This is a genomic window from Phreatobacter oligotrophus (genome assembly GCF_003046185.1).
GTDB lineage: Bacteria > Pseudomonadota > Alphaproteobacteria > Rhizobiales > Phreatobacteraceae > Phreatobacter > Phreatobacter oligotrophus.
Genome location: NZ_PZZL01000004.1, coordinates 452549 through 473913, shown reverse-complemented (window position 1 = coordinate 473913; position 21365 = coordinate 452549). Strand labels below are relative to the sequence as shown.

The window sequence follows — 21365 nt, the reverse complement described above, 5'->3', positions numbered from 1 at the left end:
TTTTCTATTTCGGGGCCGTGACAGCGGCCCTGTTCCGTCGGCGCCGCGCGCCGCGTCAGCCCGCTTCAGTCGCGCTGGAAGGTGGTCCGGAGCCCGAGCTTCTGGAACTTGCCGGCCTTCAGCTGCGGGGCGCGCTTCGCCGAGATGGTGCGGGAATTGACCCCCATCCAGGCGATCTCGGAGGACAGACGCCCGAGCTCGATCTTGGGGCAGCGGTTCATCACCACGGTCATGCCGGCCTCCTCCGCGCGGGCCGCGGCAGCATCGTTGCGCACGCCGAGCTGCATCCAGATGACCTTCGGGCGCTGCGGGAGGGCGATGGCCTCCTCGACGATGGCCGCGGCGGCCTCGGCATTGCGGAAGATGTCGACCATGTCCACGGGCTCGGGGATGTCGGCGAGGTTCGCGTACACGCGGCAGCCGAGGATCTCCTGGCCGGCAAGGCCGGGATTGACGGGGTGGACGCGGTAGCCGCGGTCGAGAAGGTATTTCAGCACGAAATAGGAGGGGCGCACCGCATTGGCGGAGGCGCCGACCATGGCGATGATCTTCACGTCCGACAGGATGGTGCGGATCGTGGCGTCGGAATAGCTGTCGTGGTTCACCGGTCTTCCCATCGCGGCTGGCGCTTCTCGAGGGTGGCGGCAATGCCCTCCTCGGCGTCGCGGGCGAGCATGTTCTCAACCATCACGGCGCTGGCATGCGCATAGGCGTCGGAAAGGCCCATTTCCAGCTGCTCGGAGAAGGCGCGCTTGCCGACCTTCACCGTCAGCGTCGACTTGGCGGCGATGCGGGCGGCCAGCGCCGTCGCCTCGGCAAGCTCGGTGCCGGCCGGCACGACGCGGTTGACGAGGCCCATGCGGAAAGCCTCGTCGGCGGGGATGGCGTCGCCCAGCAGCAGCATCTCCATGGCATGCTTGCGGCTGAGGTTGCGCGACAGCGCCACCATCGGCGTCGAGCAGAACAGGCCGATATGGACGCCGGGCGTGCAGAACCGCGCCTCGGATGAGGCGACGGCGAGGTCGCAGGTGGCGACGAGCTGGCAGCCGGCAGCGGTGGCAAGGCCCTGGACCGCGGCGATGACGGGCTGCGGCAGGGCGACGATCTGCTGCATCATGGCGGAGCAGCGGCCGAGGATGTCGGCGAAATAGGCGCGGCCCCGGTCGGGATCGGCTCTTCGGGCGCTCATCTCCTTGAGGTGATGGCCGGAAGAGAAGCAGGGGCCGACAGCGGTGAGCACGACGGCGCGGATGCTGCGGTCCGCGGCGATGGCGGCGAGGGTGTCGGAGAGGCTCGCCAGCATCCGCTCGGACAGGGCGTTGCGGCTCGACGGGTCATCGAGGGTCAGCGTGGCGATGCCGTTCGCATCCGCGCGACGGAGGATCGGCGCGGCGATGGTGGGGGCGGGCGAGGGAGCGTCAGACAAGCGGCATCCGCCTTTTGCAAGAGGAGCGGGCGCGACCTTGGCCCGCTATCGTCGCACCCGCAAGGCCGCCGAAGGGCGGTCCGTCCCCCGGAAGCGCTTCAGCCCGCCATGTCCAGCCACGCCGCCGCCCGCATGACCGTGACCGAGATGGAGGCCTTTCTCGCCACCGAGTTCCCGCAGGTCTTCGGGCCGGGCAAGACCTTCATGGTCGAAGCGGTGGGGCCGAAATTCGCGCGGATGCGCTGCCGGTACGATCCCCGCCAGTTGCGTCCGGGCGGCACGATCTCGGGACCGACCATGATGACGCTGGCCGATACCGGGCTCTATGTGGCGATCCTTGCCTCGATCGGGCCGGTCGCGCTCGCGGTCACGACCAACCTCAACATCAACTTCCTGAAGAAACCCGCGCAGCGCGACCTCGTCGCCGAATGCCGGCTGATCAAGCTCGGCAAGCGGCTGGCCGTGGGCGAGGTCGCGATCTGGTCGGAGCGCGAGGGGGACGATCTCGTCGCCCATGCCACCGGCACCTATTCGATCCCGCCGGAGCGGTGAGCGGCGGGCGCAGTGAGTCCGATGCCCCACCCTTACCCTCCCCGCTGACGCGGGGAGGGGGACCATGACCTCGCGCCAGTCGCGTCTCGGTTGGGCCAGGCACAACCGTGGCCGTTTGGCAGGACGTCGAAGTCCCCTCCCTGCGCGGAGCGCGGGGAGGGTGCGGGTGGGGCATTGACGGACGACGAACCAGCCGGCCTCACGCCTCGAGCCGCTTCCTCAGCTCCGCCTTGGCAATCTTCTCCAGCGTCGAGCGCGGCATGTCGTCCACCAGATGCACCTCGCGCGGCACCTTGAAGTCGGCGAGGGCTGACCGGCAGGCGGTGATGATGCGGTCGGGAAGGTCGGGCGCGGCATCCGCCTGCGGAATGACGAAGACGACGGGCACCTCGTCCAGCATCGGGTGCTTCTTCGCCACCACCGCCACCTCGCGGACGCCCTGGACCTGCACGATGACCTGCTCGATCTCGGAGGCCGCGACATTCTCGCCGCCGACCTTCAGCATGTCCTTGTCGCGGTCGCCGAAGCGGATGAAGCCGTTCTCCAGCAGCTTCACCCGGTCGCCGGTGATGAAATAACCGTCTGAATCAAAACTCTCGGCCATGGCCTTGGCGTTGAAGAGATATTCCTTGAAGAGCGTCAGGCCGGGAATGCCGCGGATGCGCAGGTGGCCCGTGCCGCCGACCTGGGTGGCGCGGCCGTCGTCGTCCAGTACGCGGATCTCGTATTCCGGCGCGGCGCGGCCGATGGCCATGGGGATGTTCGGCTGGGTGACCTCGCCGATGATGCCGTGGGTGATGGTCTCGGTCATGCCCCACCAGCCGATGGTCTTCACGCCGAAGATGGCGTCGGTCGGCGGCTCGCAGACGGCGCTGCCCCAGAGCCGGAACGTGTGGCTCTTCGGGATGTCGCGCTCCATCAGGGCGCGGGTGCAGAAGGGCACGACGGAGGTCCAGGTGCAGCGGTGCTCGGCGGCAATCGCCCAGAAGCGGCTCGCCGAGAAGCGCGGCATGATGACGGCTGTCGCTCCCACCCAGAGGCTCGCCAGAACGGAATAGGCCAGCGCATTGGTGTGGAAGAGCGGCAGGTGGACGAGGTGCACGTCCTCCGGCCTCAGGTCCTCGTGGGCCGCGTTGACCTTGGCGCCCCAGAGCGCGTTGGCATGGGTCCAGAGCACCGCCTTCGGCCGCGCCGTCGTGCCGGACGTGTACTGGACCGAGCAGGGCCAGAGGGGATCGCGCGGGCGCACCGGCCGGTCTGCCGCGTCGGCGAAGAGGGCGTCGAAGCGCTCGGCCTTCTCCGGGACCCGGGCGCCCAGGGCCGGCTCGCCGCTGTCATTGTCGGTCACCGCGAGCCAACGCAGGGCCTGGCAGTTGGCGGCGACGCTATCGGCATAGGCCGGCTGGGTGATGGCGGCGACCGCCCCGCAATGCTCCGCGAAATAGGCGATCTCCGGCCCGGCGGAACGGGTGTTGGTGGTGACCGCGATGGCGCCCAACTCGACGCAGGCATACCAGGCGAGCAGCGCCTCCAGGCAATTGTCGAGGTGGATCAGCACGAACTCACCCGGCTTGATCCCGCGGCGGGCGAGGCCGGCGGCCAGCGCCCCGACGCGGCCGTGGAAGGCCCGGTAGGTGAGGGTGACAGCCGGCCGCTCGAACGGGGTCCAGACGATGAAGGGGTGGTCTCCCCGCCGTTCGGCCCGCATGGCGAGGAGCCAGGGCACATCGAGGCCGGCAAAGGGGCCGACATGGCCGGTGGGCGGGGTCACCATGGGCATTGGTGGCATCCTTGGGGCGTTTCCTCGGGACGATCGGCCGGTTTGCCCGGCTCTGACGGTCAGCCTGCGCCGGCCTGCGCAAGGGCTCAACTGGGCCGAGCGGCCGATCGGCGCGCCATCACATCGCCGGGAGCGTCACGGGCCGCTTGGCAGGACGCGGTTGATCGGCGAGGTTCACCGCCCATCTGTGGCGAGCCGTCACGTTGACGGCGCCGAGGAGCCCTCATGTCCGATCTGTCCGCCTTCCCCATCACCCGCCGCTGGCCGGCGGCCCATCCCGACCGCATCCAGCTCTATTCGCTCCCCACTCCGAACGGCGTGAAAGTGTCGATCATGCTGGAGGAGACCGGGCTCGCTTACGAGCCGCACACGATCAATATCGGCCAGAACGAGACCTGGGGGCCGGAATTCCTGTCGCTCAACCCCAACGGCAAAATCCCCGCGATCATCGATCCCAACGGGCCCGGCGGCAAGCCGATCGGGCTGTTCGAGAGCGGCGCGATCCTCCTCTACCTCGCCGAGAAGACGGGGAAGTTCCTGCCCGCCGATCCGGTCGCCCGTATCGAGACCATCCAGTGGGTCTTCTTCCAGATGGCGGCGGTCGGCCCGATGTTCGGCCAGCTCGGCTTCTTCCACAAATTCGCGGGCCGCGAATGGGAGGACAAGCGGCCGCTGGAGCGCTACCGCGCCGAATCCCACCGCCTCATCCGCGTGCTGGAGACGCGCCTTGCCGACCGCGCCTTCATCATGGGCGATGACTACACGATCGCCGACATGTCGCTGCTGGGCTGGGTGCGCAACCTCGTCGGCTTCTACGGCGCGGGCGATCTCGTCGCCTATGGCGAGCTCAAGGCGGTGCCGGCCTGGCTGGAGCGCTGCCTTGCCCGTCCGGCGGTGCAGCGCGGCCTGGAGATCCCGAAGCGGCCGTGAGGTGCGCGCGACGCCCAAGTGATTGAAAAACAGCGGCGAAAATACAGGTATCAAAATACCTATTTTATAAGCCCCTGATTTTTAGACTGTTTTTGTGGCATCATGACATTGACGGCGGCGGGGCGCTCTTCTATAGCCCTGCCGACGCGTCGAACGGCCTGCCGCTCGCCGCTTCCGATTTCTCTTTTCCGGAAGACACGATCATGAAGACCTATGTGGCGAAGCCCGCCGAGGTCGACAAGAAGTGGGTTCTGATCGACGCGAAGGGCCTGGTTGTGGGCCGCCTTGCGACGATCGTGGCGATGCGCCTGCGCGGCAAGCACAAGGCCACCTACACCCCCCATGTCGATTGCGGCGACAATGTCATCGTCATCAATGCGGACAAGGTGGTTTTCACCGGCCGCAAGTGGGACCAGAAGGCCTACTACCATCACACCGGCTATCCGGGCGGCATCAAGGAGCGCATGGCCAAGACCATCCGCGACGGCCGTTTCCCGGAGCGCATCGTCGAGAAGGCCGTGGAGCGCATGATCCCGCGCGGTCCGCTCGGCCGCAAGCAGATGTCGAACCTGCGCGTCTATGGCGGTGACAAGCACCCGCACGAGGCCCAGACGCCCGTCGCCCTCGATGTCGGCGCGATGAACTCGAAGAACGTGAGGGCCTGACAATGGCTGAGACCGTTTCGTCCCTCGAGGGCCTCAGCGCCCTGAAGACCGGTGGCTCGGAAGCCCCGCGTCACGTCCAGAAGCTCGACAAGCAGGGCCGCGCCTATGCCACCGGCAAGCGCAAGGACGCGGTCGCCCGCGTCTGGGTGAAGCCCGGCTCGGGCAAGATCACGGTCAACGATCGTGCCCTCGACGTCTATTTCGCCCGCCCGGTGCTGCGCATGCTGCTGAAGCAGCCGCTGGTGCTCGTCGGCCGTGACACCCAGTACGACATCGTCGTCACGGTGGCCGGCGGCGGCCTCTCCGGCCAGGCCGGCGCGGTGCGCCATGGCATCTCCAAGGCGCTCACCTACTACGAGCCGGAGCTGCGCGGCGCCCTGAAGAAGGAAGGCTTCCTCACCCGCGACAGCCGCGTGGTCGAGCGCAAGAAGTACGGCCGGGCCAAGGCTCGCCGCTCCTTCCAGTTCTCGAAGCGCTGATCCGTTTCGGAGCGATCGAAAGACACAGGAAAAGCCGGGCCTCGCGCCCGGCTTTTTCGTTATAGCGTCAGCGCAGCGCTGCGGGGATGACCCGCGCCCGCGAGGCTGGTGCTGAGGGACTAGCATGGCACAGTGATGGCCCCGAGGAGATCTGCCATGCCGATCGACGTCAGTCCCGTTCCCCAGGCTCTGCGCGATGCCGCCTACAACAACGGCCAGGCGGTGCCGAGCTGGTCTGACACCTTCACCCGCTGGACGGCCGAATCCGCCGTCATCCGCGAGCGCTTTGCCGCGACCATGGACGTGCCCTTCGGTCCGGGGGAGCGGCAGAAGGTGGACCTCTATCCCGCGCGCGAGGCGGGCGCGCCCTGCCTCGTCTATTTCCACGGCGGCTACTGGATGCGGAACCGCCGCGAGATGTTCGCCGTCCTCGGCGAGGGCGTCATGGCCCATGGCTGGTCGGTCGCCATGCCCGGCTACACGCTGGCGCCGGAGGCGAGCCTTGCGAGCATCGTCGCCGAATGCAGCGCGGCGCTGGACCTGCTGGCCGCGGACGGCGCGCGCCACGGCATTGCCGGGCCGCTGATCGTCGCGGGCTGGTCGGCCGGCGGCCATCTCGCGGCCATAGCGCTGAGCCACGAGGCGGTGACGGCGGGCCTTGCCATCTCAGGGATATTCGAACTGGCGCCGCTCGCCGGCACCTATCTCAACGAGAACCTGCGCCTCACAGCCGACGAGATCTCGGACCTGTCGCCGCTGCGCCGGCCGTCCGTGATGAAGCCTCTCGGCATCACCTATGGCGACCGGGAACTGCCGGCGCTGGTGGCGAATTCCCACGCCTTCCATGCGAGCCGCCAGAGGGCCGGGGCACCGGGACCGCTGGTGCCCGCGGCTGGCGCCGACCATTTCTCCATCCTCGACACGATGCGCGATCCCGAGGGCATCCTGACGCGGATGCTCCTCGACCTCGCGCCGTGATCCTCAGCTGCCGATCTTGCCGCCGCCCTTGCGGGTGATGGCGACGATCGCGGGACGCGGCGGCATGTCGGGCGAGAAGTCCGGCCAGCGGGTCGCCGGGTTCTCGTAGGTGGCCGGCGCGGCGTTCGGATCTTCCGGGTCGGTCTCGCCGGGATGCTGGAGCGCCACGAAGAAGGTCTCGCCATCGGGGGTGAACTCTGGCCCGCAGAGCTCGGCGCCGAAGGGGCACTTGAAGAAGAGCTTGGAGGTGCCGCGACGCTCGCCCTCCGTTTCCATCGCCCAAACGCCGTCGTTGCGGCCGGTGCGGTTGGGGAAGTTGCCGTCGGTGGCGACCCACAGGCGCCCGTCGGCGTCGATGGCGCAGTTGTCGGGCATGCCGAACCAGCCGTCCTTGGTCGTGCGGCTGTTGAAGGTTGAACCGACGGTCGCGATGGAGGGGTCGCCGCAGCGCACCAGGATGTCCCAGGTGAAGCGCGGGGCGGCGTGGTCGCGTCCATCGGGCAGCATCTCGACGATGTGGCCGAAGCGGTTGTCCGCGCGGGGATTGGCCGGGTTCACCTCGTCCGCCTTGCGGCGGTTGTTGTTGGTGAGCATGACATAGACCTTGTCGGTCCGCGGATTGGCCTCGACATCCTCCGGACGGTCCATGCGGGTGGCGCCGAGCAGGTCCGAGGCGCGGCGCGCCTCGATCACCACGTCGGCCTGCGAGTGGAAGCCGTTCGCGGGGATGAGGGGCCCCTCGCCGAAGACCAGCGGCAGCCAGTCGCCCGTGCCGTCGGCATTGTAGCGGGCGACCGACAGCGTGCCGGAATCGAGGAGGTTCATGTCACGGGCGCGATCGCCGGAGACGCGGCCCTCGGTGACGAAGCGATAGACGTAGTCGTAGCGTTCGTCGTCGCCGGAATAGAGGACGTAGCGCCCATCCCGGGATGTGATGCCGGCGGCGCCCTCGTGCTTGAAGCGGCCAAGCGCCGTGCGCTTCTTCGGCGTCGACGTCGGGTCGAAGGGATCGATCTCGACCACCCAGCCGAAGCGGTTCGGCTCGTTCGGCTCCTTGGACAGGTCGAAGCGGGGCTCGTAGTCGCCCCAGTTCATCCACCGGCCGGGAATGCCCATGCGGCGGTAGTTGGCAGTCTCGGCATGGCCCTCGGCGAGGCGGCCGGAGAAGTAGCCGTTGATGTTCTCCTCGCAGGACAGCCAGGTGCCCCAGGGCGTGCGGCCGCCGGCGCAGTTGTTGAGCATGCCGAGGACCCGGCGGCCCGTCGGGTCAGCGCTCGTCTGCAGGCGCGAATGGCCGGCGGCGGGTCCGGTGATCTCCATCGGCGTCTCGGCGGTGATGCGGCGGGCATAGCGCGAGCCGGCGACCACCTGCCAGCGCTCGCCCGTGCGGCGGACCTCCAGGACCGAGCCGCCATGGGCCATCATCTCGACCGCGGCGAGCTCCTTCGTCATCCCGGCGAAGGCCTTCTCGCGGCCGAGCGGGCCCCCGGCGTCCTGGCGGCCGAGGCCGGGGAACATCAGCTCCTCGTTGGTATATTCGTGATTGACGCAGAGCAGGCCGTGGGCCGAGGGGTTCGCCGCGCCCGGCACGGGAAAATAGCCGAGATAGTCGTTGTTATAGCCGAACTGGCGCGCCTGGGCGGCGGCGGTCTGGGTGGTCGGCGCGAAGGCCGGCGCATCGGCGAGGACGGCATCGCCCCAGCGGATCAGCACCTCGGCATTGTAGCCCTCGGCGACCTCGGCGCGGTCGGTCGGGGTCGAGTCGAGCTCGCGGAAGGCAAAGGCGGATGCCGCGCCCTGGGCCGCGGCGGTGCCGGAGGCCAGGGCCGCCGGTCCGAGCGTCGCCGAGATGGCGCCGACGCCGAGCAGGCCCTTCATCAGGTCGCGCCGGCCGAAGCGGGCGGCGACGATGTCGCCGAGGGTCGGGCCGGTCGCCGGGCTGCTGCCGCGGTCCTCGGCGTCTTCGGCGCGCTGGGATGTGTTGCGGATGTCCTGGCTCATGGCTGTCTCCTTCGGCGTGGGCGAGTTGAAGCGCGCCCATGTGACCGTCCGGTGACACGACCCTACGTCACCTGCGACCCAAAAGTCACAGCTGCGTGCAATGCGCCGCGCGCATGGGGGGCGGCCCGTCCCGCGCAAAGGCCTCGTTTACATCTGCGGGTCCATGGTCGTGCCGGCGTAGAGCGAGGCGTTCCGGAGTTGCGTCATGGACCGCGTATTGGGACTGGTCACGATCGAACAGGACATGGCGAAGCTGATGCGCGCCGCCGAGCGCGCGGGCCTCGCCCTCGGTTGCATCGATCCGGAGGAGACGAGCCTCGTCCTGCCCGGTGACGAGACCGATTCTGCCTGGACACTGGGGCGGATCGGCGCCTGGGCCGTCACCATGGCGCTGGCCGGAGCCTTCCTCATCCTCTGACAACAGGCTGGGCGTGAAGCCTCACCCGCCGTCATCAGCCCATGGCGGCCGGCCGAGCCGCGGGCATCACGGCGTGATCGCTGCGGCAAGGGCCGCGAGCCCGGCCTGGGCGCAGCCCTCATCGCCAGCGCCGCCCGCCCCGCCAACGGGCACGCCGGCAACGCCGATCCCACCGACCACGTCATCGCCCATCCGGATGGGCAGGCCGCCGCCCAGCGGCGTCATGCGATCGAAATCCATCAGGGCGGCAGCGCCGGGATTGCGGGCGATGACCTGGCCCATCTGGGTGGTCGGGATGCGCAGCATGGCCGCCGTATAGGCCTTGCGGGCGGCGCCTTCGAGGAGATGGGGGTTGGCGCCATCCGCCCGGAGCGTGACGCGGACATTGCCCGCGCGGTCGGCGATGGTCACGGCGATCCGGTAGTTCTGGCCAAGGCATGTCTCGATGGCGGCGCGGGCGCCGGTGAGCGCCGCGGACAGGGGGATCTGCCGTTCAATGACCAGGCTGTCGGCGCTGGCCCATGTCGGGGCTAGGCAAAGGAGGCAGGCGGCAAGGCGATGAAGAGCATGCATGGCGGACTCGTCTGCGGACTTTCGGTGCACCCGGTTCCGCAGGCAAGATTCGGCCCAGCTCACTGTCGCTCTTTGGCGATGGTCGCTCGCCGGGCCGGCGAGGACGCCCGAGGCGGCCCCCGCCGATTTTGGAAGACGCGTCAGGCCGCCCGGACGGTCGCCAGGAACTGCCGGACCTCGGCGGACAGGCGCTCGGCCTGGCGTGCGAGGTCTGACGAGGCGGTGAGCACCTGGCTTGCGCCGTGACCGGTCTCTGCGGCCGCCTGCGCCACCGAGGTGATCGCCGCAGAGACCTCGTTCGTGCCGGTGGAGGCCTGGCTGACCGAGGCGACGATCTCGCGGGTGGCCGAGCCCTGCTGTTCCACCGCCGAGGCGATGGAGGAGGTCGCCTGGTGGATGGAGCCGATGCTCGCGGTGATCCCGGCAATGGCCTGGACGGCCTTGCCGGTCGTTTGCTGGATGGCGACGATCTGGGCGCCGATTTCGCTGGTGGCCTTGGCGGTCTGCGAGGCAAGACCCTTCACCTCCGCGGCAACCACCGCGAAGCCCTTGCCGGCTTCGCCGGCCCTGGCCGCCTCGATGGTGGCGTTGAGGGCGAGGAGGTTGGTCTGCGCGGCGATGGTCGAGATCATCTCGACGATGGCGCCAATGCGGGCGGCGCCGTCCGTCAGCTCCGCCACGATGGAACGGGTGGCATCGGCCTCGTCGACAGCGCTGCGGGCGAGCCCGGCGGATTGTTCGACCTGGCGGCCGATCTCCTGGACGGACGCGCCAAGCTCCTCGGCCGAGCCTGCCACCGCGGTGACGTTGGCGCCGGCTTCCTCCGCCGCGCTCGCCACCGAGGTCGACTGGGCGGAGGCCTCCTGGGCGGAGGCGGAGAGCTGGGTGGCCGTCGCCTGCATCTCGGTCGCGGCGGCCGAGACCATGTCGACGATGCCGCCGACGGCGGTCTCGAAGCGGTCGGCGAGCTCGTGCATCATCGCCCTCTGCTTCTCCGCCTCGGCGGCCTTGGCAGCCTCCTGCTCGGCGCGCAGACGCTCGGTTTCCATGCCGTTGGCGCGGAAGGTCTCGGCCGCGCGGGCGATGTCGCCGACCTCGTCCTTGCGGTCGGCGCCATAGGCGGCGACCTGATAATTGCCCTTGGCCAATTCGCCGAGAACGGCGTTGAGGCGGCCGATGGGGCGGGAAATCCCGACCTGGCCGATCAGCAGCGCCAGGGCGATGCCGGCGACGATCGCGGCGGCGATGATGATGGCAAGGAGCGTCGTGCGGGCATCGGCTGTTGCGCGGACCTCGCCGACAATGCCCTGGGAATGGGCGAGGATCATGTTGGTGGTCTCGACGAGCAGGCTGCGCGCCGTGCTGGAGCTCTCCTTGCTGGCGAGCGCCAGGGCCGCCAGCCGCTCGCGCTGCTCAAGGGTCGCTGCGCCGCGCACCGTGCTGGCGAAGGCGATGGTCGCGTCGCTGCGGGCCTTTGCGGCAGCGAAGGCCTCCTCGGCCTTGCGGACGGCCTCCTGGATGGCGGGAACCGGCAGAGTGCGGATCACGCCAAAGCGCTCACGTGCCTGATCGGCCTCGCGCGCGATCTCTCCGGCGACCTCGCGGATGAAGTCGGGGGAGGGGTTGGCGGCGATTGCGAATTCGGCGCGGTTGATCGCAACGAGGTTCTGGTTGATGCGCGGAGAGGCGACCACGACGCGGACGATATCGGCGGCGGCGGCACTGTCGGCCGACAACTGGCGCAGCGACATCACGCCGATCGCGCCAACCCCGACCAGGGCCATGTTGAGAGCGATCGCAATGGTCAGGATCTTGGTGGTGATGCGGAAGGAACCCAGTGACATCAGACCTCTCAGGCGCGCGGCTTGGTGAATTCTCCTATCAATGCGCGACCAGAAGGCACCGTGTGGCCTAATGAACTGATAATGGTTGTAGAAAAAATCACTTCCCGTGTTGCGACATTATGGCACTACCCTGGTATGGCTTCGCGTCCGGGGGCGTGTTCCCTTCCCCTGCCTGTGGTTGTCGCGGGCGCGCTGCTAAAAGAAAACGGGCGCCCGAGGGCGCCCGTTGGGAAGGTGACCGCGCATCAGCGCGCGGTGGGAGGAAGATCGTGATCGGCTGATCGGGCTTCGCGAGGGAAGCCGGGGAGGGGCGGGCGCAAGGCCCGCCCGACCGGATCAGACCGAGTAGTACATGTCGTACTCGACCGGGTGCGGGGTCATCTCGAAGCGCATGACCTCGCCCATCTTCAGTTCGATGTAGCTGTCGATGAAGTCGTCGTTGAAGACGCCGCCGGCCTTGAGGAAGGCGCGGTCCTTGTCGAGGGCCTGGAGAGCCTCGCGCAGCGAGCCGCAGACGGTCGGGATCTTCTTGAGCTCCTTCGGCGGGAGGTCATAGAGATCCTTGTCCATGGCAGCGCCCGGATCGATCTTGTTGGTGATGCCGTCGAGGCCGGCCATCAGCATGGCGGCGAAGGCCAGGTACGGGTTGGCGGTCGGGTCGGGGAAGCGAACCTCGACGCGCTTGGCCTTCGGGTTGGCCGTCCACGGAATACGGCAGGACGCCGAGCGGTTGCGGGCGGAATAGGCCAGCAGAACCGGAGCCTCGTAGCCCGGGACCAGACGCTTGTAGGAATTGGTCGACGGGTTGGTGAAGGCGTTCAGCGCCTTGGCGTGCTTGATGATGCCGCCGATGTACCAGAGGCACTCCTGGCTGAGGTCGGCATACTTGTTGCCGGCGAACAGCGGCTTGCCGCCCTTCCAGATCGACTGGTGCACGTGCATGCCCGAGCCGTTGTCGCCATAGACCGGCTTCGGCATGAAGGTGGCGGTCTTGCCGTAGATGTTGGCGACCTGATGGATGCAGTACTTGTAGATCTGCATCTGGTCGGCCATGTGCGTCAGCGTGTCGAACTTCATGCCGAGCTCGTGCTGGGCGGAAGCGACCTCATGGTGATGCTTCTCGACCTTCACGCCCATCTTGGCCATGGAGGCGAGCATCTCGCCGCGCATGTCCTGCAGGCTGTCGATCGGGGGAACGGGGAAGTAGCCGCCCTTCACGCGAACGCGGTGGCCGAGATTGCCGCCCTCGTAGTCGGTGTAGGAGTTGGTCGGCAGCTCCGAGGAGTCGACCTTGAAGCCGGTGTGGTAGGGCTCGGCGGCGAACTTCACGTCGTCGAACACGAAGAACTCGGCCTCGGGGCCGACGAAGATGGTGTCACCGATCTTGGTCGACTTCAGATAGGCCTCGGCCTTCTTGGCGATGCCGCGCGGATCGCGGTTGTAGGGCTCGCCGGTCGAGGGCTCGAGAATGTCGCAGACGATCGACATGGTCGTCTCGGCGAAGAACGGATCGATCTGCGCGGTCGACGGGTCGAGCATCAGGAGCATGTCCGACTCGTTGATCGCCTTCCAGCCGGCGATGGACGAACCGTCGAACATCGTGCCCTCGGCGAAGATGTCCTCGTCGATCATGGTGATGTCGAAGGTGACGTGCTGCCACTTGCCACGCGGGTCGGTGAAGCGGAGATCGACGTACTTCACGTCGTTCTCCTTGATCATTTTCAGGACATCCTTGGCAGTCGTCATTGTGCTTCCTCTTGGTTTGCACGTTGGCATGCGGCGGGTGCCACCCGCCGAATTCAAACTCAGATGGCGTCGAGGCCGGACTCACCCGTGCGGATGCGGATGGCTTCCTCGATGGTCGACACGAATATCTTGCCGTCGCCGATGCGGCCGGTCTGGGCGGCGCGGCGGATGGCGTCGATCGCCTTCTCCACCATGTCGTCCGGCATGACGATCTCAATCTTCACCTTGGGAAGGAAATCGACGACGTACTCGGCGCCCCGGTAGAGCTCGGTGTGACCCTTCTGGCGGCCGAAGCCCTTCGCCTCGGTGACCGTGATGCCCTGAAGACCCACTTCCTGCAGCGCTTCCTTCACTTCGTCGAGCTTGAATGGCTTGATGATCGCCTCGATCTTCTTCATTCCGATCCTGCTCCTGTGGTCCGACGGCCGGATTGTGGCTCCCGCCCCGGACCGTTTCGCGGGCTAGCAGGAGACGTGCCAGAGTGCCGATCCGGTGATTTTCCCGCGAAATCAACGCGAAGCCGCGAGATGGTCACGCGTTGGCCGGGTGGTCGATCGCCAGTCTGGCGAATGGTTGTGCATGTTGCACATCCAAAAGGCAATCGCGGCGCGGAAGGTCCTGATCGGGAGGAGCGTCACTCCCTATCGATGATGAAAAAATAAGCAATGCGGCCTGCCCCCGGTCCGGCGCGCGCAATTGACCCGCGCCGTTCCTCTGCCGACAGTGGAGCCCATGCGTCACCACGCCGCCCTCCTGTCACCCGCCGCGATGGCCGAGGCCGACCGGCTCACCATCGCCGGAGGCACGGCGGGGCGGGTGCTGATGCAGCGGGCCGGCATCGCCATCGCCGATGCGGTGGCGCGGACCACGCCGCTCGGCGCGGCGGTGGTGGTGCTCTGCGGCCCCGGTAACAATGGCGGCGACGGCTATGTTGCCGCGCGCGTCCTACGCGACCGCGGGTTCCGGATCACGGTTGCGGCCGACAGCCCGCCAGACCCGCGCGCCGCTGATGCGGTCGAGGCCGCCGAGGCCTGGGGGCGGGCGCCAGTGCCGCTGGCGCGCTGGGATCATGGCCGCGTCGCCGTTGTCATCGACGCACTCTATGGCGCCGGCCTGTCGCGCCCGATCGACCGGTTGACCGCGGAGGTCATCGCCGCCGTCAACGCCCATCCGTGCCGGGTCATCGCCGCCGACATTCCCTCGGGCGTCGACGGGGCGACCGGCGCGGTGCGGGGCGCGGCGATCCGCGCCGACGAGACCGTCACCTTCTTTCGCCGCAAACCGGGGCACCTGCTCATGCCCGGCCGGACGCTGTGTGGGACGCTGCGGGTTGCGGATATCGGCATCGACGCTGCGGTGCTGGACAGGATCCGGCCGACCGATTTCGCCAATGAGCCGGCGCTCTGGGGCGATGCTTTTCCCATGCCGCAACTTGATGGGCACAAGTATCACCGCGGCCATGCGGTGGTCGTCTCTGGTGGCATGACGCGCACGGGTGCGGCCCGACTGGCCGCGCGGGGGGCGCTCCGGGCGGGAGCGGGGCTGGTGACGCTGGCCTCGCCCCCCGAGGCGCTCGCCGTCAACGCCGCGCATCTCACCGCCATCATGCTGGAGCGGATGGAGGGGCCTGCCGGCCTCGCGAGCATCCTCGCCGACCGGCGGCGCAATGCGGTCTGCCTCGGACCGGCGCTCGGCACCGGCGAGGCGACGCGGGCGCTCGTCGCCGAGGCGCTGGCGTGCGGCGCCGCCACGGTCATCGATGCCGACGGGCTCACCGCCTTCGCCGAGGCGCCGGATGCGCTCTTCGCCGGCATCCGCGCCTGGCCGGAACGGCCTGTGGTCCTCACCCCCCATGCCGGCGAGTTCGGCCGGCTTTTCGGTGCGGTGGAGGAGGGGGTACGGCTCGCGGCCGCCCGGTCCGCGGCGCAGCGATCCGGCGCCATCGTCATCCTGAAAGGGCCCGACACGATCGTTGCGACGCCGGACGGCCTCGCCTCCATCGCCGCCAATGCCCCGCCCTGGCTCGCCACAGCCGGCTCCGGCGACGTGCTCGCCGGCATGGTGACGGGTCTGCTCGCCCAGGGGATGCCGGCCTTCGAGGCGGCCAGCGCAGCGGTCTGGCTGCATGGGGACGCGGGGAACCAGGCCGGGATGGGCCTGATCGCCGAGGATCTGCCCGAGGCCTTGCCGCGCGTCCTTCCGCCCCTCGTCGCGGCACTCTCGGCGCCACCGGACGATGAGGAATGATCGGGTCGTTGCGGCTCAGGTCACGTCATAAGCGATGGCGACGGGGCCACCGTCGGCATTGATCGGCTGGCTGGTGACCAGTAGCCGCCCGGTCTGTTCGGTGACGAAGGCGAGGCGGACCGTCATGCCGGGCGCGACCAGCACCGTATCGAGGAAGTAGGGCTTCCAGCCGTCGTCGAGCCCATCGAGCAGGCGCGCCGCCTGGCCCTGCAGGTGGAGCGCGTGCAGCACCGGCGCATCGTTGCGGATGGTTACGACGACGACGCTGCCGATGCGGGCGCGGAAGGCGGGCGTCGCGGGCACCGCGCGGTCCTCCCGGCCGGCAAGCGTCGGGACCTCGGCGGTGCCGCCGATCGTCCAGTCCCAGCGCAGGGCCCGGCGGAAGTCCATGGCCTGCGGCACCGCGTTGGGGGGCAGGGGGCGTGGCGGTGGCAAGGGCGCGTCGCGGAGCGGCGGGCCCGCGAGCGGAATGTCGGCCGAGAGCGTCGGCCCGCCGAACCGGGCGATCTGCAGCGGCAGGACCGGTCCGGCCCCTGTGACGTCCCAGATCAGCTCGGCACGCTGGCCCGGCCCGAGGACGAGCCGGCCGCCGTCGAGCGGGAAGGGCTCGCAGGGCTGGCTGTCGAGGGCGATCAGGGTGAGGGTCTGGTCAGGCAGCGCGAACCGGAGCACGCGGTTGGCGGTGGCATTGGCGATCCGCAGCCAGAGCCTTTCGCCGGGTCGGACGGTGAGGTCCGGCCCGCCGCGGCCGTTGACCAGCATGATGCCACCGGGGGCTTCGGCGAGGACGAGCGGCACTTCACGATCATGGAGCGGCGGGGTCGCCTCGTCGACGAGGAGAAGCCCGGCAAGGCCCTGGCGCAGCTGCGCCTCGCCGCTGAGGAGCAGGGGGCGATAGAGCAGGGTGCCGGCCTCGGGGAAGGCGAACCTTTCGCTGCGCTCGGCGCCCGGCGCGAGCGGCGCGGGCTCACGCGGCATCCGCCACCCCGCCAGGTGCAGCCCTGTCGGCTCGGCGAGATCGTTGCGGAGAACAATGTCGGCCGTCTCGCCGCGGCGCAGCCGCAGGACCGGGCCGGGCACGGCGCCGTCATAGCCGAGGATCGGCGTCGCCGGCTGGTCGGCCGCAAGGCTCACATGGCCCGCTGCGGCGGTGAGCCGCAGGAGGGGAAGCCTCACCGGAGCGGTGTTGGCGAGGACCCGCCCCGATCCGAACGGACCGGCCCCCTGTCCCGCCGCGCCAAGGGCTGCCGCACCGAGCCCGGCAAGGCCGAGCGCGCCGAAACGGCGGCGGGACAGGCGGGATGCGGACATTGGTGCTCCTTCGGGGGATGGCCGACGGGCGGCATGACACGGCACGGCCGGGCTGCCAAGCCGGACCGGACCCGCGGGCAGACCGCGCGGCGCGAACCGGGCTGCCCGATCGGCGGCCCGTTCCCGCTTAGCCTCGCCGGCCGCCGTTTCAGCCGCGTGCCGTGGCACAGGCCGCCCGCGTGCCCACCGTCATTTTCTTGATGCAATCGCCGGAAGCCGATGCTATGCAGCCGCGCCTGGCGGGTGCCCAGCATCCGGCGGGACGAGGAACATTTTTCGAGCGGCCCTCGGCGGGCGTGGTGGAATTGGTAGACACGCGGGATTTAGGTTCCCGTGGCGAAAGTCGTGGGGGTTCAAGTCCCTCCGCCCGCACCATCTTGCCGGCCGCGCCGATCACGAACACGAAAGAAACGACGCCATGCAGGTGACCGCCACCCTGTCCGAAGGTCTCAAGCGCGAATTTCGCGTCGTGGTTCCGGTTGCCGACCTCGCCGCCCGGGCCGATGCCCGTCTCGACGACCTGAAGGGCCGCGTCAGCATCAACGGCTTCCGCCCCGGCAAGGTGCCGACCGCCCACCTCAAGAAGCTCTATGGCCGCGCCGTGCTGGCCGAGACCATCGAGGCCGTCGTCGGCGAGGCCAACCAGAAGATCATCAACGACAACAGCTTCAAGCTGGCCCAGGAGCCGGCGGTGAAGCTGCCGGAGGCCCAGGAGGAGGCGCAGGCCGTCTTCGAGGGCAAGGCCGATCTCGACTACACCGTCGCCTTCGAGGTGCTGCCGACCATCCAGCTCGCCGATTTCAAGGGCATCAAGGTCGAGAAGCCGGTCGTCGAGCCGGCCGAGGCCGACATCCAGGACATGCTGGAGACAATGGCCAAGCAGAACCGCCCCTACGAGCCGAAGGCCGAGGGCGCTGCCGCCGAGAACGGCGACCGCCTCACCATCGGCTTCGTCGGCACGATCGACGGCGAGAAGTTCGAGGGCGGCTCGGCCGACGAGATTCCGCTGGAGCTCGGCTCCAACTCCTTCATCCCCGGCTTCGAGGACCAGCTGGTCGGCGTCAAGGTCGGCGAGGAGAAGCTGGTCAAGGTGAAGTTCCCGACCAACTACATGGCCGCCAATCTCGCGGGCAAGGACGCCGAGTTCGCCGTCACGGTGAAGACCATCGAGAAGCCCGGCGAGCGGGCGATCGACGAGGAGTTCGCCAAGATGGTGGGCTTCGAGGATCTCGCCAAGCTGAAGGCGGCCGTCTCCGACCGCCTGAAGAGCGAGTACACCGCCGCCTCGCGCCGCAAGCTGAAGCGCTCGCTCCTCGATGCGCTGGACGAGCGTCATTCCTTCGACCTGCCGCAGACGCTGGTCGACCAGGAGTTCGACAGCGTGTGGCGCCAGGTCACGCAGGACCTGGAGTCCCGCGGCAAGACCTTTGCCGACGAGGACACCACCGAGGAGAAGGCGAAGGCCGAGTATCGCGCCATTGCCGAGCGCCGCGTGCGCCTCGGCCTGGTCCTTGCGGAAATCGGTGAGAAGGCCCAGATCAAGGTCAGCGACGAGGAAGTCTCGCGCGCCGTGGTCGAGCGGGCGCGCCAGTTCCCCGGTCAGGAGCAGCAGGTCTGGGACTACTACCGCAAGACCCCCCAGGCGCTTGCCTCGCTCCGCGCTCCGATCTTCGAGGAGAAGGTCGTGGACTACATTCTCGAACTCGCCGACGTCACCGAGAAGACCGTCTCCAAGGACGAGCTCTTCAAGGACAACGACGACGAGGACGCCGCCTGACGGGCTGCGACGGACACGTTCCTGTGAGGGGAGGGCCGCCGCGTGCGGCCCTTCTCGTTTCCGCCATCTTCATCACGAGGGTCGCGGTTTCACGGCGAATGCGCATTGCCGTTAGGATGTCGTCAAAGAGATTCGGGGAAAGCTGCGCCCCGCTCGCGACCCCAAAGGACCAGAGACGATGAGAGACCCGCACGACACGCTGATGAACTACCTGGTCCCCATGGTGGTCGAACAGACCAACCGGGGCGAGCGTTCCTACGACATCTATTCGCGCCTCCTGAAGGAGCGCATCATCTTCCTCTCGGGCCCCGTCGAGGACGGCATGGCGACGCTGATCGTCGCCCAGCTCCTGTTCCTCGAGTCGGAGAACCCGAAGAAGGAGATCAACATGTACATCAACTCGCCGGGCGGCGTCGTCACGGCGGGCATGTCGATCTACGACACGATGCAGTTCATCAAGCCGCCGGTCACCACGCTCTGCATGGGCCAGGCCGCCTCGATGGGCTCGCTGCTGCTCACCGCCGGCGCCAAGGGCAACCGCTTTGCCCTGCCGCATTCGCGCATCATGGTGCACCAGCCCTCGGGCGGCTATCGCGGCCAGGTCACCGACATCCTCATCCATGCGGAAGAGGTCAAGGAGCTGAAGCGTCGCCTCAACGAGGTCTACGTGCGGCACACCGGCCGGACGCTGAAGGAGATCGAGGAGGCGCTCGAGCGCGACAACTTCATGTCCGCCGAGAAGGCCAAGGAGTTCGGCCTCATCGACGAGGTCATCGAGAAGCGTTCCGAGGAGGCCGAGGCCAAGGCGTGAGCCTTGCCGCGGCGCGCCGGGTGACCGGCGCCTGATGGCCCGGTGTCGCTTTTGGGACACCATCGGCGGCCCGGGCCTTGCATAGACTGATCCACGGGCACGTGCGGGCCCTAGATGAAACGCACGTGACGAAATAGCGTTAATCCTTTCTTGATCCCGTGGGTCGCACCATGTTTGGCTAAGAGCCAATCGGCGAGCCGGGGGGCCGAGACATCGAGAGGGTCCGCAAGGGGCCTCGCGTCAGACGATCCGGGTCGCAAGGTCAGGGTCGCGTTGGAGAGAGATGATGAGCAAGGCCGGCACCGACGCGAAGAACACGCTCTATTGTTCGTTCTGCGGCAAGAGCCAGCACGAGGTCCGCAAGCTGATCGCCGGACCCACCGTGTTCATCTGCGACGAATGCGTCGAGCTGTGCATGGACATCATCCGCGAGGAATCGAAGTCCTCGCTGGTCAAGTCCAAGGACGGCATCCCGACGCCGAAGGAGATCTGCAAGGTCCTGGACGACTATGTCATCGGCCAGTTCCACGCCAAGCGCGTCCTCTCCGTGGCCGTCCATAACCACTACAAGCGGCTCAACCACGCGACGAAGCACAACGACGTCGAGCTGTCGAAGTCGAACATCCTGCTGATCGGCCCGACCGGTTCCGGCAAGACGCTGCTCGCCCAGACGCTGGCCCGCATCCTCGACGTGCCCTTCACCATGGCCGACGCGACGACCCTCACCGAGGCCGGCTATGTCGGCGAGGACGTCGAGAACATCATCCTCAAGCTGCTCCAGGCCTCCGACTACAATGTCGAGCGGGCGCAGCGCGGCATCGTCTACATCGACGAGATCGACAAGATCTCCCGCAAGTCCGACAACCCGTCCATCACCCGCGACGTGTCGGGCGAGGGCGTGCAGCAGGCCCTGCTGAAGATCATGGAGGGCACGGTCGCCTCCGTGCCGCCGCAGGGCGGCCGCAAGCATCCCCAGCAGGAGTTCCTGCAGGTCGACACCTCCAACATCCTCTTTATCTGCGGCGGCGCCTTTGCCGGCCTCGAGAAGATCATCTCGCAGAAGGGGCAGGGGACCTCGATCGGCTTCGGCGCCAAGGTTCGCGCCCCGGAAGAGCGCCGCACCGGCGAGATCTTCCGCGAGGTGGAGCCCGAGGACCTGCTGAAGTACGGCCTCATCCCCGAGTTCGTCGGCCGTCTGCCTGTGCTGGCGACGCTTGAGGACCTCGACGAGACCGCGCTGAAGAAGATCCTCACCGAGCCGAAGAACGCGCTCGTGAAGCAGTACCAGCGCCTGTTCGAGATGGAGAACGTCGACCTGACCTTCCACGAGGACGCGCTCGGCGCGGTGTCCCGCAAGGCCATCGAGCGCAAGACCGGCGCGCGCGGCCTGCGCTCCATCATGGAGGGCATCCTGCTCGACACGATGTATGACCTGCCGGGCCTCGAAGGCGTCGAGGAGGTGGTCATCTCCGAGGAGGTCGTGCAGGGCAAGGCCCGGCCGCTCTACATCTATGCCGAGAAGGAGAAGGCGCAGAGCGCCTGATTCTCGTCCTCGCGCAGCATTTGAGGGGCGGGCTTCGGCCCGCCCTTTTGCATTGCGGCAAGGCCGCGCCACCAGCGAATGTGGCATTCCTGCCGATGGTTCCGCCCGCCGTCCGACCTATCCCCGGCGCTCCTTGACACCCGGGGTGTGCACCGCCACCTAATGGTGACCGACAGACCCCGGGGCAGGAGTTCCGCCCGAGGTCGGCCAAGCGCCTCGAGACCTCCGAAGGAAGCCGCCAGAGCTTCCGGGCGGGCCTCAATCCCGCCGCCGCCCCCGCGCCT

At 68.3% G+C, this 21365-nt stretch carries 19 protein-coding genes and 1 tRNA gene; 11 read left to right on the top strand and 9 right to left on the bottom strand.

All coding sequences use genetic code 11. The features are described from left to right. Nucleotides 1-65: 65 nt before the first annotated feature. The gene (locus C8P69_RS12030) at nucleotides 66-605 is read right to left on the bottom strand and encodes a CoA-binding protein (protein WP_245902007.1); all 540 of its coding nucleotides are present in this window, start codon (nucleotides 603-605) and stop codon (nucleotides 66-68) included. Continuing rightward, nucleotides 602-1426 carry an enoyl-CoA hydratase gene (locus C8P69_RS12025; RefSeq protein ID WP_108177377.1) on the bottom strand — a complete coding sequence of 275 codons (825 nt, stop codon included), beginning with the start codon at nucleotides 1424-1426 and terminating at the stop codon, nucleotides 602-604. The genes C8P69_RS12030 and C8P69_RS12025 overlap by 4 nt, the downstream gene beginning before the upstream one ends. A gap of 108 nt (nucleotides 1427-1534) precedes the next feature. Here C8P69_RS12025 and C8P69_RS12020 point away from each other — a divergent pair, with 108 nt between their 5' ends. Further along, complete coding sequence (locus tag C8P69_RS12020) at nucleotides 1535-1978, top strand: PaaI family thioesterase (RefSeq protein WP_108177375.1); 444 nt, start codon at nucleotides 1535-1537, stop codon at nucleotides 1976-1978. 199 nt (nucleotides 1979-2177) lie between these two features. Here C8P69_RS12020 and C8P69_RS12015 read toward each other — a convergent pair whose 3' ends face one another. Continuing rightward, nucleotides 2178-3758, bottom strand: coding sequence for an AMP-binding protein (locus C8P69_RS12015; RefSeq protein WP_108177373.1), 1581 nt, complete (start codon nucleotides 3756-3758; stop codon nucleotides 2178-2180). Nucleotides 3759-3983: 225 nt separating this feature from the next. Here C8P69_RS12015 and C8P69_RS12010 point away from each other — a divergent pair, with 225 nt between their 5' ends. The 4 genes from C8P69_RS12010 (at nucleotide 3984) to C8P69_RS11995 (ending at nucleotide 6810) form a co-directional block, all read left to right on the top strand. Continuing rightward, nucleotides 3984-4688 carry a glutathione S-transferase N-terminal domain-containing protein gene (locus C8P69_RS12010; protein ID WP_108177371.1) on the top strand — a complete coding sequence of 235 codons (705 nt, stop codon included), beginning with the start codon at nucleotides 3984-3986 and terminating at the stop codon, nucleotides 4686-4688. A 203-nt stretch (nucleotides 4689-4891) separates the two neighbouring features. Beyond that, nucleotides 4892-5353, top strand: a complete 462-nt coding sequence (gene rplM / locus C8P69_RS12005) for a 50S ribosomal protein L13 (RefSeq protein ID WP_108177550.1) — start codon at nucleotides 4892-4894, stop codon at nucleotides 5351-5353. Nucleotides 5354-5355: 2 nt separating this feature from the next. Next, complete coding sequence (gene rpsI / locus C8P69_RS12000) at nucleotides 5356-5832, top strand: 30S ribosomal protein S9 (protein WP_108177369.1); 477 nt, start codon at nucleotides 5356-5358, stop codon at nucleotides 5830-5832. 156 nt (nucleotides 5833-5988) lie between these two features. Further along, a complete protein-coding gene (locus C8P69_RS11995; RefSeq protein ID WP_245902006.1) occupies nucleotides 5989-6810 on the top strand; it encodes an alpha/beta hydrolase in 822 nt (273 codons plus the stop codon). Between the two features lie 3 nt (nucleotides 6811-6813). Here the strand turns inward: C8P69_RS11995 and C8P69_RS11990 are convergent, their stop codons facing one another. After that, entirely contained in the window at nucleotides 6814-8811 is a 1998-nt protein-coding gene (locus C8P69_RS11990) for a PhoX family protein (RefSeq protein WP_108177365.1), read from the bottom strand. 205 nt (nucleotides 8812-9016) lie between these two features. On the opposite strand from C8P69_RS11990, the gene C8P69_RS11985 reads away from it, so the two are divergent. Next, a complete protein-coding gene (locus C8P69_RS11985) occupies nucleotides 9017-9229 on the top strand; it encodes a hypothetical protein (RefSeq protein ID WP_108177363.1) in 213 nt (70 codons plus the stop codon). Between the two features lie 66 nt (nucleotides 9230-9295). Here C8P69_RS11985 and C8P69_RS11980 read toward each other — a convergent pair whose 3' ends face one another. From C8P69_RS11980 to C8P69_RS11965, 4 genes are all read right to left on the bottom strand, one after another. After that, nucleotides 9296-9802 carry a GlcG/HbpS family heme-binding protein gene (locus tag C8P69_RS11980; RefSeq protein WP_108177362.1) on the bottom strand — a complete coding sequence of 169 codons (507 nt, stop codon included), beginning with the start codon at nucleotides 9800-9802 and terminating at the stop codon, nucleotides 9296-9298. A 140-nt stretch (nucleotides 9803-9942) separates the two neighbouring features. Next, on the bottom strand, nucleotides 9943-11646 hold the full coding sequence (locus C8P69_RS11975) for a methyl-accepting chemotaxis protein (protein ID WP_245902005.1): 1704 nt from the start codon (nucleotides 11644-11646) through the stop codon (nucleotides 9943-9945). Between the two features lie 336 nt (nucleotides 11647-11982). Further along, on the bottom strand, nucleotides 11983-13392 hold the full coding sequence (gene glnA / locus C8P69_RS11970; protein ID WP_108177360.1) for a type I glutamate--ammonia ligase: 1410 nt from the start codon (nucleotides 13390-13392) through the stop codon (nucleotides 11983-11985). Between the two features lie 59 nt (nucleotides 13393-13451). Next, nucleotides 13452-13790: a P-II family nitrogen regulator gene (locus C8P69_RS11965; RefSeq protein WP_106748590.1), complete on the bottom strand. Its 339-nt coding sequence runs from the start codon at nucleotides 13788-13790 to the stop codon at nucleotides 13452-13454. Between the two features lie 334 nt (nucleotides 13791-14124). Between C8P69_RS11965 and C8P69_RS11960 the strand changes: the two genes are divergently transcribed. Beyond that, on the top strand, nucleotides 14125-15639 hold the full coding sequence (locus C8P69_RS11960; RefSeq protein ID WP_245902004.1) for an NAD(P)H-hydrate dehydratase: 1515 nt from the start codon (nucleotides 14125-14127) through the stop codon (nucleotides 15637-15639). A 15-nt stretch (nucleotides 15640-15654) separates the two neighbouring features. Here the strand turns inward: C8P69_RS11960 and C8P69_RS11955 are convergent, their stop codons facing one another. After that, nucleotides 15655-16950, bottom strand: a complete 1296-nt coding sequence (locus C8P69_RS11955; RefSeq protein WP_108177358.1) for a multicopper oxidase family protein — start codon at nucleotides 16948-16950, stop codon at nucleotides 15655-15657. Between the two features lie 290 nt (nucleotides 16951-17240). Here C8P69_RS11955 and C8P69_RS11950 point away from each other — a divergent pair. From C8P69_RS11950 to clpX, 4 genes are all read left to right on the top strand, one after another. After that, nucleotides 17241-17325: transfer RNA gene (locus tag C8P69_RS11950), tRNA-Leu, on the top strand. A 43-nt stretch (nucleotides 17326-17368) separates the two neighbouring features. Then, on the top strand, nucleotides 17369-18727 hold the full coding sequence (tig, locus tag C8P69_RS11945) for a trigger factor (RefSeq protein WP_108177356.1): 1359 nt from the start codon (nucleotides 17369-17371) through the stop codon (nucleotides 18725-18727). 178 nt (nucleotides 18728-18905) lie between these two features. After that, nucleotides 18906-19538 carry an ATP-dependent Clp endopeptidase proteolytic subunit ClpP gene (gene clpP / locus C8P69_RS11940; protein ID WP_108177354.1) on the top strand — a complete coding sequence of 211 codons (633 nt, stop codon included), beginning with the start codon at nucleotides 18906-18908 and terminating at the stop codon, nucleotides 19536-19538. A 286-nt stretch (nucleotides 19539-19824) separates the two neighbouring features. Further along, entirely contained in the window at nucleotides 19825-21081 is a 1257-nt protein-coding gene (clpX, locus tag C8P69_RS11935; RefSeq protein ID WP_108177352.1) for an ATP-dependent Clp protease ATP-binding subunit ClpX, read from the top strand. Nucleotides 21082-21365: the final 284 nt, after the last annotated feature.

What these genes read in the sequence shown, in the direction of transcription:
- C8P69_RS11960 (WP_245902004.1), top strand. Translation starts at nt 14,125, where the DNA reads ATGCGTCACCACGCCGCCCTCCTGTCACCCGCCGCGATGGCCGAGGCC.
- rplM (WP_108177550.1), top strand. Translation starts at nt 4,892, where the DNA reads ATGAAGACCTATGTGGCGAAGCCCGCCGAGGTCGACAAGAAGTGGGTT.
- C8P69_RS11965 (WP_106748590.1), bottom strand. Translation starts at nt 13,790, where the DNA reads ATGAAGAAGATCGAGGCGATCATCAAGCCATTCAAGCTCGACGAAGTG.
- C8P69_RS11985 (WP_108177363.1), top strand. Translation starts at nt 9,017, where the DNA reads ATGGACCGCGTATTGGGACTGGTCACGATCGAACAGGACATGGCGAAG.
- C8P69_RS11975 (WP_245902005.1), bottom strand. Translation starts at nt 11,646, where the DNA reads ATGTCACTGGGTTCCTTCCGCATCACCACCAAGATCCTGACCATTGCG.
- C8P69_RS12020 (WP_108177375.1), top strand. Translation starts at nt 1,535, where the DNA reads ATGTCCAGCCACGCCGCCGCCCGCATGACCGTGACCGAGATGGAGGCC.
- C8P69_RS11990 (WP_108177365.1), bottom strand. Translation starts at nt 8,811, where the DNA reads ATGAGCCAGGACATCCGCAACACATCCCAGCGCGCCGAAGACGCCGAG.
- glnA (WP_108177360.1), bottom strand. Translation starts at nt 13,392, where the DNA reads ATGACGACTGCCAAGGATGTCCTGAAAATGATCAAGGAGAACGACGTG.
- clpP (WP_108177354.1), top strand. Translation starts at nt 18,906, where the DNA reads ATGAGAGACCCGCACGACACGCTGATGAACTACCTGGTCCCCATGGTG.
- clpX (WP_108177352.1), top strand. Translation starts at nt 19,825, where the DNA reads ATGAGCAAGGCCGGCACCGACGCGAAGAACACGCTCTATTGTTCGTTC.
- tig (WP_108177356.1), top strand. Translation starts at nt 17,369, where the DNA reads ATGCAGGTGACCGCCACCCTGTCCGAAGGTCTCAAGCGCGAATTTCGC.
- C8P69_RS11995 (WP_245902006.1), top strand. Translation starts at nt 5,989, where the DNA reads ATGCCGATCGACGTCAGTCCCGTTCCCCAGGCTCTGCGCGATGCCGCC.
- C8P69_RS12015 (WP_108177373.1), bottom strand. Translation starts at nt 3,758, where the DNA reads ATGCCCATGGTGACCCCGCCCACCGGCCATGTCGGCCCCTTTGCCGGC.
- rpsI (WP_108177369.1), top strand. Translation starts at nt 5,356, where the DNA reads ATGGCTGAGACCGTTTCGTCCCTCGAGGGCCTCAGCGCCCTGAAGACC.
- C8P69_RS11980 (WP_108177362.1), bottom strand. Translation starts at nt 9,802, where the DNA reads ATGCATGCTCTTCATCGCCTTGCCGCCTGCCTCCTTTGCCTAGCCCCG.
- C8P69_RS11955 (WP_108177358.1), bottom strand. Translation starts at nt 16,950, where the DNA reads ATGTCCGCATCCCGCCTGTCCCGCCGCCGTTTCGGCGCGCTCGGCCTT.
- C8P69_RS12010 (WP_108177371.1), top strand. Translation starts at nt 3,984, where the DNA reads ATGTCCGATCTGTCCGCCTTCCCCATCACCCGCCGCTGGCCGGCGGCC.